The sequence below is a fragment of the Bacillus songklensis genome, from assembly GCF_042649685.1.
Lineage (GTDB): Bacteria > Bacillota > Bacilli > Bacillales > Bacillaceae_H > Bacillus_BA > Bacillus_BA songklensis.
This window is the reverse complement of the sequence record NZ_JBHRZT010000073.1, coordinates 142,155-154,882: the sequence shown is the minus strand read 5'-3', so window position 1 is coordinate 154,882 and position 12,728 is coordinate 142,155. Positions and strand designations below refer to the sequence as shown.

At 41.7% G+C, this 12,728-nt stretch carries 18 protein-coding genes; all 18 read right to left on the bottom strand.

Annotation, left to right across the window (positions count from 1 at the left end):
* Position 1: 1 nt before the first annotated feature.
* Positions 2–316: an NADH-quinone oxidoreductase subunit NuoK gene (gene nuoK / locus ACFOU2_RS24015; RefSeq protein ID WP_377918856.1), complete on the bottom strand. Its 315-nt coding sequence runs from the start codon at positions 314–316 to the stop codon at positions 2–4.
* Positions 313–825 carry an NADH-quinone oxidoreductase subunit J gene (locus tag ACFOU2_RS24010; RefSeq protein WP_377919171.1) on the bottom strand — a complete coding sequence of 171 codons (513 nt, stop codon included), beginning with the start codon at positions 823–825 and terminating at the stop codon, positions 313–315. Before ACFOU2_RS24010 ends, nuoK begins: the two co-directional genes overlap by 4 nt.
* Before the next feature lie 2 nt (positions 826–827).
* Entirely contained in the window at positions 828–1,247 is a 420-nt protein-coding gene (gene nuoI / locus ACFOU2_RS24005) for an NADH-quinone oxidoreductase subunit NuoI (RefSeq protein ID WP_377918855.1), read from the bottom strand.
* A gap of 14 nt (positions 1,248–1,261) precedes the next feature.
* Positions 1,262–2,263, bottom strand: a complete 1,002-nt coding sequence (gene nuoH / locus ACFOU2_RS24000; protein WP_377918854.1) for an NADH-quinone oxidoreductase subunit NuoH — start codon at positions 2,261–2,263, stop codon at positions 1,262–1,264.
* Entirely contained in the window at positions 2,263–3,363 is a 1,101-nt protein-coding gene (locus ACFOU2_RS23995; RefSeq protein WP_377918853.1) for an NADH-quinone oxidoreductase subunit D, read from the bottom strand. Before ACFOU2_RS23995 ends, nuoH begins: the two co-directional genes overlap by 1 nt.
* A 3-nt stretch (positions 3,364–3,366) precedes the next feature.
* Entirely contained in the window at positions 3,367–4,200 is an 834-nt protein-coding gene (locus tag ACFOU2_RS23990; protein WP_377918852.1) for an NADH-quinone oxidoreductase subunit C, read from the bottom strand.
* A gap of 3 nt (positions 4,201–4,203) precedes the next feature.
* Positions 4,204–4,716 (bottom strand): NuoB/complex I 20 kDa subunit family protein, encoded by a 513-nt coding sequence (locus ACFOU2_RS23985; protein ID WP_377918851.1) that lies wholly within the window; start codon positions 4,714–4,716, stop codon positions 4,204–4,206.
* On the bottom strand, positions 4,707–5,048 hold the full coding sequence (locus ACFOU2_RS23980) for an NADH-quinone oxidoreductase subunit A (RefSeq protein ID WP_377919170.1): 342 nt from the start codon (positions 5,046–5,048) through the stop codon (positions 4,707–4,709). The genes ACFOU2_RS23985 and ACFOU2_RS23980 overlap by 10 nt, the downstream gene beginning before the upstream one ends.
* Positions 5,049–5,427: 379 nt before the next feature.
* A complete protein-coding gene (locus ACFOU2_RS23975) occupies positions 5,428–5,832 on the bottom strand; it encodes a F0F1 ATP synthase subunit epsilon (protein WP_377918850.1) in 405 nt (134 codons plus the stop codon).
* A gap of 25 nt (positions 5,833–5,857) precedes the next feature.
* Positions 5,858–7,276, bottom strand: a complete 1,419-nt coding sequence (atpD, locus tag ACFOU2_RS23970) for a F0F1 ATP synthase subunit beta (RefSeq protein ID WP_377918849.1) — start codon at positions 7,274–7,276, stop codon at positions 5,858–5,860.
* Positions 7,277–7,327: 51 nt separating this feature from the next.
* Positions 7,328–8,185, bottom strand: coding sequence for a F0F1 ATP synthase subunit gamma (locus ACFOU2_RS23965; RefSeq protein WP_377918848.1), 858 nt, complete (start codon positions 8,183–8,185; stop codon positions 7,328–7,330).
* A gap of 120 nt (positions 8,186–8,305) precedes the next feature.
* On the bottom strand, positions 8,306–9,814 hold the full coding sequence (gene atpA, locus ACFOU2_RS23960; RefSeq protein WP_377918847.1) for a F0F1 ATP synthase subunit alpha: 1,509 nt from the start codon (positions 9,812–9,814) through the stop codon (positions 8,306–8,308).
* A gap of 15 nt (positions 9,815–9,829) precedes the next feature.
* A complete protein-coding gene (locus tag ACFOU2_RS23955) occupies positions 9,830–10,375 on the bottom strand; it encodes a F0F1 ATP synthase subunit delta (RefSeq protein WP_377918846.1) in 546 nt (181 codons plus the stop codon).
* The gene (locus ACFOU2_RS23950; RefSeq protein WP_377919168.1) at positions 10,372–10,890 is read right to left on the bottom strand and encodes a F0F1 ATP synthase subunit B; all 519 of its coding nucleotides are present in this window, start codon (positions 10,888–10,890) and stop codon (positions 10,372–10,374) included. Before ACFOU2_RS23950 ends, ACFOU2_RS23955 begins: the two co-directional genes overlap by 4 nt.
* Positions 10,891–11,065: 175 nt before the next feature.
* Complete coding sequence (atpE, locus tag ACFOU2_RS23945) at positions 11,066–11,278, bottom strand: F0F1 ATP synthase subunit C (RefSeq protein ID WP_377918845.1); 213 nt, start codon at positions 11,276–11,278, stop codon at positions 11,066–11,068.
* A gap of 64 nt (positions 11,279–11,342) precedes the next feature.
* Complete coding sequence (gene atpB, locus ACFOU2_RS23940) at positions 11,343–12,053, bottom strand: F0F1 ATP synthase subunit A (protein ID WP_377918844.1); 711 nt, start codon at positions 12,051–12,053, stop codon at positions 11,343–11,345.
* 30 nt (positions 12,054–12,083) lie between these two features.
* A complete protein-coding gene (locus ACFOU2_RS23935; protein ID WP_377918843.1) occupies positions 12,084–12,452 on the bottom strand; it encodes an ATP synthase subunit I in 369 nt (122 codons plus the stop codon).
* 2 nt (positions 12,453–12,454) lie between these two features.
* Entirely contained in the window at positions 12,455–12,676 is a 222-nt protein-coding gene (locus tag ACFOU2_RS23930; protein WP_377918842.1) for an AtpZ/AtpI family protein, read from the bottom strand.
* Between the last annotated feature and the right edge of the window lie 52 nt (positions 12,677–12,728).

Below are 12,728 nucleotides of genomic sequence, written 5' to 3'. Positions count from 1 at the left end.
TTTAATGCTTCATTGAATCCATTTCATCGATATTAATGGTCTTTTTACGACGATAAAGAGCCATCAATATCGCTAAACCAACTGCTGCTTCTGCCGCTGCCACCGTGATGGTAAACAGCGAAAAGATTTGACCTGTAATATTCGGATTTACCCCGTATTTACTGAATGCCACCAGGTTCAGGTTCACAGCATTCAGCATGAGTTCAATGGAAATCAGAACGATTACGGTGTTACGTTTTGTAAGAGCCCCGTACAATCCGATACAAAATAAGATGATGGCCAAAATGAGATAAGCAGATAATGGGATACTGCTCATTTTTCATCTGCCTCCTTTTCATCTTTTTTCGCTAGAATAATAGCCCCAATTAAAGCGACAAGCAGAACAACGGACGTTAATTCAAACGGAATGATGTGTTTCGAATACAAAGCAATTCCAATCTGTTTCGTATTCTCCTCATGCAAATTCACTGCCTGGTCACCAAATGATAAGTTATGAATTCCTAGAAACATGAAAAGTCCAAATCCAACAACCCCAATTAAAATAAGAATTTTTCTTCGCCAGCTCACTTTGTCTTCTTCCTGATCATCGTGTCTGGTCAGCATGATGCCAAACAGCATAATAATGGTGATGGCCCCTGAATAAATTAAGACTTGGACGGCAGCGAGAAATTCGGCAGACAACAGTACGAATAAACCGGCAATACTAACAAATGTGAACACAAGCGCTACGACCATGTGGACGACTTTTGTTAACTGAATCATCAACATGGCTCCGATAATAGCTGCCAATGCGAGACCGATAAAGGCAACAAATTCTCCTGACAGCATCATGCCTTATTCTCCTTTCTCACATTTTGATCATTTTCATCGAGCCACTCCAGATTTTTAAACAAATCATCCCGGCTGTATTCCGCCAATTCAAAATTGTTGGTCATCACAATTGCCTCAGTTGGGCAAACTTCCGTACATAAATCGCATAAAATACAAATTTCAAAGTTGATGTCATACGTATCAATGATCTTCCCTTTTTTCGCCGGATCTGGATGCTTTTTTCCCGTCAATTGAATACAATCTGTTGGACAAATATTGGCACATTGATTACAAACGATACATTTTTCAGGATAAAATTTTTGAATGCCCCTGAAACGATCTGGCAGCGGAATAGACTCGGTCGGATAATCATATGTCACTTTTTTCTTCGTTAAATTTTTTAATGTGTAAGCTAGCCCCTTGGCTAAACCAAACAATGTCCCCACTCCTTTTAGAAGAACAGCTCTTTTACAATAGCTGTTACAAAGATATTGGCTAACGCAATTGGCAATAGGACTTTCCAGCCGAACTCCATGAGCTGATCGGCACGTAAACGCGGAAATGTAATACGAAACCAAATAAGCAAGAAGACAACCGCACTGAATTTCAACGCAAACCAAACAGCGCCCGGTATAAAATCAAGGAATCGAACAGGATGCCACCCTCCTAAAAATAAAACGGTCGTAAGGGCAGCCATTGCGAAAAAATACACATATTCTGCCAACATGAAAAACGCCCAGCGGAAACCTGAATATTCCACATGAAACCCTGCAATGAGCTCAGATTCCGCTTCCGGCAAATCGAAAGGTGTACGATTAAGTTCAGCAACAGAAGCGATTAAAAAGACAAGGAAGGCAACAGGCTGTAAAAAAATGAACCATACCTTTTCCTGTGCTTGAACAATCTCGTTTAAATTCAGGCTACCTGTTAACAAAATGACGCCTAACACCGACATAACAAGAGGGATTTCATATGAAATCATCTGAGCAGCAGCCCTCATTCCTCCCAGCAAAGCGTATTTATTGTTGGATGCCCAGGCTCCTGTCACAACTCCAACAGTCGATAAACCGGATATGGCTATGTAATAAAGCAGCCCTACCCCAATATCTGCAAACTGTACGTGTTCCGTAAACGGAATGGTTGCTAAAACCATAAAGGCAGGTGCAAACGCAATGGCGGGCGCTAAAATGAATAAAGGTCGATCTGCCAATTTAGGAATGGTGTCTTCCTTGAGCAAAAGTTTTAATACATCGGCTACGGTTTGCAGCAGTCCCCATCTTCCACCGACTTGATTGGGTCCGATACGCCCCTGCATAAAGCCCATGACTTTCCGTTCCGCTAAGATGCCATATGTAACAAATCCTAATACAACCATCAGCAAAGCGGTCGCAAGCCCAAAGAAAATAAGAAAATTCATCCATCCTGGTGAAGATTGAAGCAAGCTTTCGATCATTAACCATCAACCTCCCCGAGCACAATGTCAATGGCGCCTAAAATGGTAATTAAGTTGGCCATGTTCTCCCCTTTTAGCAGCCTCGGCAAGATTTGAAGATTGTAAAAAGACGGGCGCCTGAATTTCAGACGATAAGGTTCCTTTTTTCCTTCACTCGCGATATAGCAGCCAATTTCACCCCTTGGTGACTCAATTCGGACAAACGCCTCCCCTTTGGGTGCTTTAATGATCTTCGGCACTTTTGCCATAATGTCTCCATTTTCAGGGAATTGTTCCACTGCTTGCTCGATAATCTTTAATGACTCTTCAATTTCAGCCATCCTGCATTCGTACCTGGCAAACGCATCTCCCTTTTCTCGTACGGGAACATCAAAATCAAAACGATTATAGATTGAATATGGTTCATCTTTCCGAAGATCCCATTTCACCCCTGTGCAGCGAAGGTTGGCACCGCTCAGCGAATAATTGAGGGCCTCTTCCTTCGTGTAAACCCCTACCCCCTTTACGCGGTGAAGGAAGATCTCATTCCCTGTCACAAGGTCATGGTAGCCCTTCAGTTGTTCTCTCATATATGGAACAAACTCACGTACTTTTTCAATCCAGCCTTCAGGTGCATCCCACTTAACTCCGCCAATCCGCATGTAGTTGAATGTTAAACGAGCTCCTGATAGTTCATTTAATAAGTTGATAATCATCTCCCGCTCACGGAAGGCGTACAAGAAAGGACTAACGGCACCGATATCTAATAAATATGTTCCCCACCAGACAAGATGACTGGCAACACGTCCAAGTTCCATGGCCAGAACACGTAAATACTCTGCCCGATCGGGAACTTCGATTCCCATCATCGTTTCAACCGCATGGCAAATGACATAGTTATTGGTCATGGCCGATAAATAATCCATTCGGTCGGTGTAAGGGATAATTTGTGTGTATTGGAGATTTTCCGCTAATTTCTCTGTACCGCGATGAAGATAGCCGATAACAGGTGTCGCTTCTTTAATAATTTCACCGTCTATTTTAATGACAAGGCGAAGTACACCATGTGTGCTGGGATGCTGAGGGCCTACGTTTAAAAGCATTTCTTCTGTACGGATCATGTGCTATACCTCCACATCGTAAGGCTCGTAATCTTTTCGTAAAGGATACCCCACCCAATCATCCGGCAGCATAATCCGTTTCAGATTGGTATGACCGTCAAATATAATCCCCAGTAAATCATAGGTCTCACGTTCAGGCCAATCAGCTCCTGCCCATAGCTTTGTAATGGAAGCAAGAGCTGGCCGTTCACGATCGATTTTAACCTTTAAGGCGACAGGTTGATGATTTTTATAAGAATAAAGGTGTACATATACTTCAAAATGTGTTTGGAAATCTGTTCCATGAAGTTCCGATAAATAGTCAAAGCTCAGTTGTTCGTTATATTTAAGAAATTCGGCTATTCTGTAATAGGTAGTAGGTGTGGCAACAAGGGTAGGAACGTCCTTAGAAAGACGATTGATATAGTAAGCTTCTAAAATCTCTTCACCTAAATGCTCTTTGATGACTTTCACATATTTATTCAGAAGTGGTTGATTAAGAGAAGGTGGTTGTTCTTGTTGAGGTGATGCTGTTGTTTCCGAACCGGCAGCTTTTGCCTTTGCCTTTGCTGCTGCCGCTGCTTTGGCTTTCGCCGCTGCAATGGCTTTCGCTTTTTCTTTTGCCAGTTCTTCTTCACTTTTTTCTGATGAATCAGCCGCTTTTTGTTTTGCCAGGGCCTGCGCTTTCGCCTTGGCTGCAGCGGCTGCCTTTTTCTTTGCCAGTTCCACATCGTATGCACTTTCAGCTGCCGCTTCCTCTTTCTGTTTCTTTAACTCTTCCACCTTTCTTTTCGCTTCTAATTTTGCTTTTTCGGCAGCTTCTTTTTTTAATTGCTCCAGTGATTTGTCTTCACTCATAGACTAAATCACCCTCTTTCCAGTTTTGGCTTCATAACGTATTTTTTCTTTTAATTTATTGATTCCATATATTAATGCGGCTGGGTTTGGTGGACAACCAGGAATATAAACATCGACAGGGACAATTTGATCAACGCCTTTGACCACTGCGTAGGATTTCACATATGGTCCTCCTGCCGTTGCACATGACCCCATGGCAATGACCCATTTCGGCTCAGGCATTTGATCATATAGCCTTTTAACAATAGGCGCCATCTTTTTGGTAACAGTTCCAGATATAATCATAACGTCGGACTGCCTTGGGGATGTGCGGAAGAATGAACCGAAACGATCCAAATCATAGTGGGAAGAGCCTACTCCCATCATTTCAATCGCACAGCATGCAAGCCCGAAAGTAAGTGGCCATAAAGAATTGCTTCTTGCCCATGCTTTCAATTGCTCAAGGGTCGTTAAAAAGATATTGCGTCTCATCTCTTCTAATTCTTCTTTTGAAATATGCTCTAAGTTTAGTTCCATTTCAGCACCTTCTTTTTCCAAGCATAGATTAATCCGATTAACAGCATAAAAACAAAGATGATCATCTCAATAAGCGCAAACAAACCTAGCTGTTCGTATGCAACAGCCCATGGGTATAAAAAAACCGTCTCCACATCAAAGATGACAAACATTAACGCAAATATATAATATCTGACGTTAAATTGGACTCTTGCTTCATGAAACGGTTCAATTCCACTTTCGTATGTTGTTTGTTTTGCCGCACTCGGTGCATGAGGTCTGAGAAATCTTCCGGCTGTTAATGCTGCGACAGGCAACAAGATGCCTAATAGCAGGAAAATGAAAACAATCATGTAATTGTTGAGATATGTATTGAGGCTGCCCACAAATATGCCTCCCTCCTTAACAATTATCGAAAAATTTAGAAATGTATTGGTAATATTATAACAAATCGCCTATAGAGTGTCGACAACGTATCTGTTTATGTTTGTCTAATATGTCATTTATTTCAATTAAACAATCATCTTCACCAAGTTCTTTCAGCCAATGCTTTCGTTTTTATGTGCGATTAGGAAAAATAGATTATTGTCATTCCCTGAAGGCTTTTGAGTCAGCCCCTTATGAACCAAAAAAATCGTGAGCCTCTGCATATCTCCTGTTCCTTTCAGCAACAAGCGAGGGGATAAATAAAACCCCCTTAAGGAATCTCCTTAAGGGGGTTATTGATTAGGATTAAAATTTACGTTGACTTACCTCAATACGGTTGATGGCACGTTTGAGCGCAAGTTCAGCACGTTTAAAATCAATATCATCTTGTCTGCCTTGTAAGCGTTGCTCAGCGCGTCGTTTCGCTTCTTCAGCACGATGAACATCAATCTCTTCTGCTTGTTCAGCAGCTTGTGCTAAAATCGTCACTTTATCTGGCCTTACTTCAAGGAAGCCGCCGCTAACAGCTACCAGCTCAGTGCTGCCCCCTTTTTTCAAGCGAACAGCTCCGATTTCAAGTGGAGCTACCAACGGAATATGTCCTGGTAAAATACCAAGCTCACCGCTCTGGGCTCTCGTACTTACCATTTCCACATCTGCTTCATAAACTGGGCCATCAGGAGTCACTACACTGACATGAATTGTCTTCATTTAATTCCCTCCTATGTCCCTTATATTAAGCTTCTACTCCCATGCGTTTCGCATTTTCGATAACATCTTCAATTCTTCCTACTAAACGGAATGCATCTTCAGGAAGGTGGTCATACTTGCCATCAAGGATTTCTTTGAAGCCTTTTACCGTTTCTTTAACCGGTACGTATGAACCTGGTTGACCTGTGAATTGTTCCGCCACGTGGAAGTTTTGAGATAAGAAGAACTGAACACGGCGAGCACGATGTACGACAAGCTTATCTTCGTCAGAAAGCTCATCCATACCAAGGATTGCAATAATATCTTGAAGCTCTCTGTAGCGTTGTAATGTTTGTTGTACGCCGCGTGCAACTTGATAATGCTCTTCACCAACGATCTCAGGCGATAGTGCACGAGAAGTCGATGCAAGAGGATCTACCGCAGGGTAAATACCCATCTCCGTTAATTTACGCTCAAGGTTTGTTGTTGCATCCAAGTGAGCGAATGTTGTAGCTGGTGCCGGGTCTGTATAGTCATCGGCAGGTACGTAAATCGCTTGGATCGATGTTACGGAACCTACGTTTGTTGATGTGATACGTTCTTGCAATTGACCCATTTCCGTTGCTAATGTCGGCTGGTAACCTACGGCAGATGGCATACGGCCAAGTAACGCCGATACCTCTGAACCAGCTTGTGTAAAGCGGAAGATGTTATCCATGAAGAACAATACGTCCTGGCCTTGCTCATCACGGAAGTATTCAGCCATTGTTAAACCTGTCAAGGCAACACGCATACGCGCACCCGGCGGCTCGTTCATTTGTCCGAATACCATCGCTGTTTTCTTGATAACGCCGGAGTCGCTCATCTCATGGTAAAGGTCATTTCCTTCACGAGTACGCTCACCTACACCAGCGAATACAGAGATACCGCCGTGCTCTTGAGCGATGTTGTTGATAAGCTCCTGGATTAATACTGTTTTACCTACACCGGCACCACCGAATAGACCGATTTTTCCACCCTTGATATATGGTGCAAGTAAGTCTACTACTTTGATACCTGTTTCAAGAATTTCTACTTGAGTCGAAAGCTGATCGAATTTTGGCGCTTGGCGGTGAATAGAATCACGGCGAGCATCTCCAGAGATTGCAGGATCTAAATCGATTGTTTCACCTAGTACGTTGAATACACGTCCTAATGTTACATCACCTACAGGTACGGAAATCGGAGCACCTGTATCTTCAACTTCCAATCCACGAACAAGGCCATCTGTAGAAGCCATGGCGATCGTACGAACTGAATCATCACCTAAGTGAAGGGCAACTTCTAAAGTTAAATCAATATCAACTTCATTTTCGCCACGCGCTGCATGTTTAATTTTTAAAGCGTTATAAATAGCAGGAAGATGTCCACTGTCAAACTTTACGTCTACAACTGGACCCATAATCTGAGTAACGCGTCCTTTCATCGTTTTCCCTCCTAACTTGCTAGTAACAAAACATTTATGTTTTCACGTTCATTATTCAAGCGCTGCAGCTCCAGCAACGATTTCCGTAATTTCTTGAGTAATCGCTGCCTGACGAGCTCGGTTATATGAAAGCGTAAGTGAACGAATAAGTTCTTTTGCATTGTCCGTTGCATTTTTCATTGCTGTCATACGGGCAGCATGCTCACTTGCTTTTGAATCTAAAAGCGCTCCATAAATGAGGCTTTCCGCATATTGAGGTAACAGGACTTCTAAAATTTCCTCTTCAGAAGGCTCAAACTCGTATGATGTTAACTTCTTATTTGAAGCAATGTCAGTTAGAGGCAAGAGCTTTTTCTCCGTTACTTCTTGTTGAATGGCACTGACGAAATGGTTATAAGTCATATACAACTCATCAAAAGTGCCGTCTGCAAACATACTAACTGTTTTAGAAGCTATTTCTTTGATATCGGCAAACGAAGGCTGATCCGCTAAACCTGTAATCTCTAACATTATCGGAATGTCACGCTTCTTGAAGAAATCACGTCCCATACGTCCGATCGCAATAATGGCATACTCATCTTGTGAACGATGGCGTTGTTGAATCGTATTATAAACAGTACGTAATACGTTACTGTTAAAAGCACCTGCCAAACCGCGATCCGCTGTAATCACAAGATAGCCTGTTTTCTTCACTGGACGTGAAACAAGCATTGGATGCGAAACACCAGTGCTGCCCAGTGCAACATTAGCCACTACATCTTGAATCTTTTCCATATAAGGAACAAATGATTTTGCATTTTGCTCAGCACGATTGAAATTCGCTGCTGATACCATTTCCATCGCTTTTGTAATTTGGCTTGTTTTCTTTGTGGAATTAATACGAGTTTTTATATCACGTAATGATGCCAAAGGTTCTCACCACCTTTTAATAGACAAAATCGAGCCGTTTTACAGTAAATAATTATGAGACGGCAACAGCGCAAAAGCTGCCGCTGCCCCTCATGTATTCCGATCTAAAGCTTCACTTTCTTATTCAGAAACGACGAAAACCTTTTTGAAGTCCTCAATTGCACCGTTGATGTCTCCTTCAGCAGGAAGATCACCTGTTGTGCGGATGTGATCTAATACTTCTTTACGGTTTTTACCTAACCATGTTAAAAACTCATCTTCAAAGCGGTTAATATCTTCTACCGGAATGTTGTCTAAGAATCCGCGAGTTAACGCGTAAAGAATTGCTACTTGTTTTTCAACAGCGAGAGGTTTATTTAAACCTTGCTTTAATACTTCTACTGTACGAGCACCACGAGCAAGTTTTGCTTGAGTTGCTTTATCTAAATCAGAACCGAACTGAGCGAATGCTTCTAGTTCTCGGTAAGAAGCTAAGTCAAGACGCAGCGTACCCGCTACCTTCTTCATCGCTTTGATTTGGGCAGAACCCCCAACGCGTGATACCGATAAACCAGCGTTAATCGCAGGACGGACACCTGAGAAGAATAAGTCAGATTGTAAGAAAATCTGTCCATCCGTAATTGAGATTACGTTTGTAGGAATGTAAGCAGAAACGTCACCTGCTTGTGTCTCAATGAATGGAAGAGCAGTGATAGAACCTGCACCTTTTGCATCTGACAATTTCGCTGCACGCTCTAAAAGACGGGAGTGCAAGTAGAATACGTCACCAGGATATGCTTCACGACCTGGCGGACGGCGTAATAATAGTGAAAGCTCACGGTAAGCTGACGCTTGCTTAGTTAAATCATCGTATACAACCAATACGTGCTTGCCATTGTACATGAACTCTTCACCCATTGTTACCCCAGCATAAGGAGCTAAGAATAACATTGGAGCTGGCTGTGATGCAGAAGCTGTTACAACGATTGTGTACTCTAATGCACCATGCTTACGCAATGTTTCAACTACGTTACGTACAGTCGATTCTTTTTGACCGATCGCAACGTAAATACAAATCATACCGTTGCCTTTTTGGTTAAGAATTGCATCGATTGCAACTGCTGTTTTACCTGTTTGGCGGTCACCGATAATTAACTCACGTTGTCCGCGTCCGATTGGCACCAATGCGTCAATCGCTTTAATACCTGTTTGTAATGGCTCATGTACTGATTTACGATCCATTACACCAGGAGCCGGACTTTCGATTGGACGAGTTTTTGTTGTTTCAATTGGACCTAATCCATCTACTGGTTGGCCTAGAGAGTTTACAACACGGCCGATTAATGCTTCCCCTACCGGTACCTCCATGATACGTCCCGTACGGCGTACTTCGTCACCTTCACGGATACCTGTATAAGGACCTAAAATGATGATACCAACGTTGTTTTCTTCAAGATTTTGTGCCATACCCATGACACCATTAGAGAATTCTACAAGCTCTCCGGCCATAACATTATCAAGGCCGTGTACACGTGCGATACCGTCACCGATTTGAATAACTGTACCAACATCGCTCACTTTAATTTCAGACTGATAATTTTCGATTTGCTTTTTTATCAGTGCACTAATTTCTTCAGCTTTGATGCTCATCAATTTCACCCCTATCTACGATCTGTTCGCAAGAAGTTGGCGCTGAATACGCTCTAACTTGCCGCTTACGCTACCATCATAAATGCGATTGCCAATGCGAAGCTTAACGCCCCCAATTAGGCTCTTATCTACGATATTTTGAATTTTTAATGACTGTCTTCCTACTTTTCTCGCAAACGACTCAGATAACGCTTGTCCTTCGTTTTCTGTTAAAGGTCGAACCGAATATACAGTTGCTTCTGCCGTACCTTTAGACTCGTTCGCTAATTCAACAAAATCCGACACCATCTCTATCACAATACCTATGCGATGACGTTCTAAAAGCAAAGATAACGTATTTTGGATTTGTGGAAGCAAAGTAGAGAATGCTTCTTTTAATAATGCTTGTTTTTGTTCAAATGAAACTTTTGGATGCTTTAGTACAACCAATAGTTCACGATTTTCTTCAAATACTTTTTTTATAACAAGAAGCTGTTCCTCGAACTCGTTTACTGCATTCTGTTCTTGTGCTAATTGAAAAAGAGCCAATGCATAGCGCTTCGCTACTAAATGTTTGCTCATCGCGCTTCTCCTACCTCTTGAATATACTCTTTAATCAAGCTGTCCTGGTCTTGCTCAGATAATTCTTTTTCAATTACTTTAGAAGCAATAAGAACAGATAGAGATGTTACTTGCTCACGTAAAGCAGCAACAGCTTGCTCTTTTTCGCGCTCGATTTCTTGCTTAGCTGTTTCTTTAATGCGATCAGCTTCTGCACGAGCTGCTGCAACGATTTCTTCTTTCTTATCTTCTGCAGCCTTTTTAGCATTCTCAATCATTACCTGTGTTTCTTGGCGAGTTTGCTTTAATAATCCACGTTGCTCTTCTAAAAGCTTTTTCGCTTCTTGATTGCTCTGTTCCGCTGCAGCGATTTCACCAGCGATATGTTCTTCACGCTGCTTCATAATCCCCATTAGTGGACCGAAAGCATATTTACGTAATAATGCCATTAAGATTAGGAATGTTACCAATTGGAAAATGATATCCCCAAAGTTAACGCCTGTCGCATGACCAGCAGCTTCTCCTAATACAAACATATTTGAATTAAATGCCACAAGAATTCACTCCCTTCAAGAGTCTGTCTTCATGCTACTCTCAAAAAATCAAGTTCAACCTATATTCAACAACACATTTATTGTCTGTTCATAAAGCAATGGCGAAGAAGGCCTAAAAACGATCTTCGCCATTTATGTGGGGGAACTAGTCCCTTTATTATCTTCCCATTACGATGAACGCGATAACTACGCCGATGATAGGAAGTGCCTCAACTAATGCGATACCGATGAACATTAATGTTTGAAGCTTACCTTGCATTTCTGGTTGACGAGCAACCCCCTCAACTGTACGAGAAACGATTAAACCGTTACCAATACCAGCACCAAGTGCCGCCAAGCCAATTGCGATTGCAGCTGCGATTAAATTCATTGTAGAAAGTCCTCCCTTTTTATGGTAAAAAAATTATGAATTCCTTAAAAATTGCTTTTTATAATTAATGGTCATGGCTTACTTTGTGAGCCATATAAACCATCGTTAACATAGTAAAGATAAATGCTTGGATTGTACCAACGAACACACTGAATCCTTGCCAGATGATCATTGGAACGGCACCAAGAACAGCACCAAACACACCGCTTGTCCCAATTCCTGCAAGCAATGTTAATAAAATTTCACCTGCATATATATTCCCGTAAAGACGAAGACCAAGCGTTAATGTATTCGCAAATTCCTCAATGATTTTTAATGGGAATAAAAAAGGCAGCGGTTGAAAATACCCTTTAAAATATTCGCCTGCCCCCTTCAGCTTAATCCCATAATAATGGGTGAGGACAACTACCATCACGGCTAACGTTAAAGTAATTGCAGGGTCTGAAGTAGGCGATTTCCAAAGCAATTTGCCATCGATTACGATTCCAAACGGCAAGCCTAACATGTTTGATACAAAAATGTACATAATCAATGTCATTCCAAGCGTAAGAAATCGGCCGCCTGTCTTCCAGTCCATTGTACTGCCGATAATACCCTTTACGAAATCCATGACCCATTCCATAAAGTTTTGCAGGCCTGTAGGACGGACAGAAAGGCTACGAGTGGCTGCCACAGCAATGATGAAAACGATCGCAGAGGCAATTAATGTCATCAAAACATTAGATAGGTTAAAAGTTAACCCTGAAAATGTAAATGTAAATGCACCGTGTTCCAACAGTAATTCACCTCTCTTCCCGTTCAGTTTCTATTTGCGTATGAGTTGGATAAATAAATCTATCATAATGACAATATAGGATGTCATTAATCCCAAAATGACACTTGTTAAGTGAAAGATGCGGGGATATTCCACAGCAATCATAACAGCTAAAATCGCGACAGCAAATCTGGTGAAAGTACCAAATGATCTAATTCTCTTTCCTTCTGTAATAGCCTGTCCGACCTTGTTTTGCTTCCGGGCTAAAATCCATAAATTGTACAAACTGAAAGATGTTCCCAATATAAGCCCCAGAAAAACAGAGTGGTATGGAGTAAAACCCCATCCAATCACAAACAGAGCCAATATGAACAATATGTAGAATCTAAGTCTTGGAAACAATTGTTTGATATCTTGCATGGCTACTCTCCTGAGAAATAGTGGCGAACTGTTCGAAGCATTGCATAAATTCCTGCTCCCAGTCCGAGTAGAAGGCAAAGAATAAGAAAAAGTGGTTCGGTTCCAAATTTTTGATCAAGCCATCTCCCCAAAAATAGCCCGAGTAAAACAGAACCCACTAACTGTGAAAGAATCATTGACATTGCTGTCATTGCTTGTAAGGGATGACGCTGCTTTCGACTCATTTTACCGCCTCTCTTTTTGGCAAAATTTTTTAGTGTTTAATTGATATTTATT

What these genes read in the sequence shown, in the direction of transcription:
- nuoK (WP_377918856.1), bottom strand. Translation starts at nt 316, where the DNA reads ATGAGCAGTATCCCATTATCTGCTTATCTCATTTTGGCCATCATCTTA.
- nuoH (WP_377918854.1), bottom strand. Translation starts at nt 2,263, where the DNA reads ATGATCGAAAGCTTGCTTCAATCTTCACCAGGATGGATGAATTTTCTT.
- ACFOU2_RS23995 (WP_377918853.1), bottom strand. Translation starts at nt 3,363, where the DNA reads ATGATCCGTACAGAAGAAATGCTTTTAAACGTAGGCCCTCAGCATCCC.
- ACFOU2_RS23990 (WP_377918852.1), bottom strand. Translation starts at nt 4,200, where the DNA reads ATGAGTGAAGACAAATCACTGGAGCAATTAAAAAAAGAAGCTGCCGAA.
- ACFOU2_RS23985 (WP_377918851.1), bottom strand. Translation starts at nt 4,716, where the DNA reads ATGGAACTAAACTTAGAGCATATTTCAAAAGAAGAATTAGAAGAGATG.
- ACFOU2_RS23980 (WP_377919170.1), bottom strand. Translation starts at nt 5,048, where the DNA reads ATGATTGTTTTCATTTTCCTGCTATTAGGCATCTTGTTGCCTGTCGCA.
- ACFOU2_RS23975 (WP_377918850.1), bottom strand. Translation starts at nt 5,832, where the DNA reads ATGAAGACAATTCATGTCAGTGTAGTGACTCCTGATGGCCCAGTTTAT.
- atpD (WP_377918849.1), bottom strand. Translation starts at nt 7,276, where the DNA reads ATGAAAGGACGCGTTACTCAGATTATGGGTCCAGTTGTAGACGTAAAG.
- atpA (WP_377918847.1), bottom strand. Translation starts at nt 9,814, where the DNA reads ATGAGCATCAAAGCTGAAGAAATTAGTGCACTGATAAAAAAGCAAATC.
- ACFOU2_RS23955 (WP_377918846.1), bottom strand. Translation starts at nt 10,375, where the DNA reads ATGAGCAAACATTTAGTAGCGAAGCGCTATGCATTGGCTCTTTTTCAA.
- ACFOU2_RS23950 (WP_377919168.1), bottom strand. Translation starts at nt 10,890, where the DNA reads ATGTTTGTATTAGGAGAAGCTGCTGGTCATGCGACAGGCGTTAACTTT.
- atpE (WP_377918845.1), bottom strand. Translation starts at nt 11,278, where the DNA reads ATGAATTTAATCGCAGCTGCAATCGCAATTGGCTTGGCGGCACTTGGT.
- ACFOU2_RS23935 (WP_377918843.1), bottom strand. Translation starts at nt 12,452, where the DNA reads ATGCAAGATATCAAACAATTGTTTCCAAGACTTAGATTCTACATATTG.
- ACFOU2_RS23930 (WP_377918842.1), bottom strand. Translation starts at nt 12,676, where the DNA reads ATGAGTCGAAAGCAGCGTCATCCCTTACAAGCAATGACAGCAATGTCA.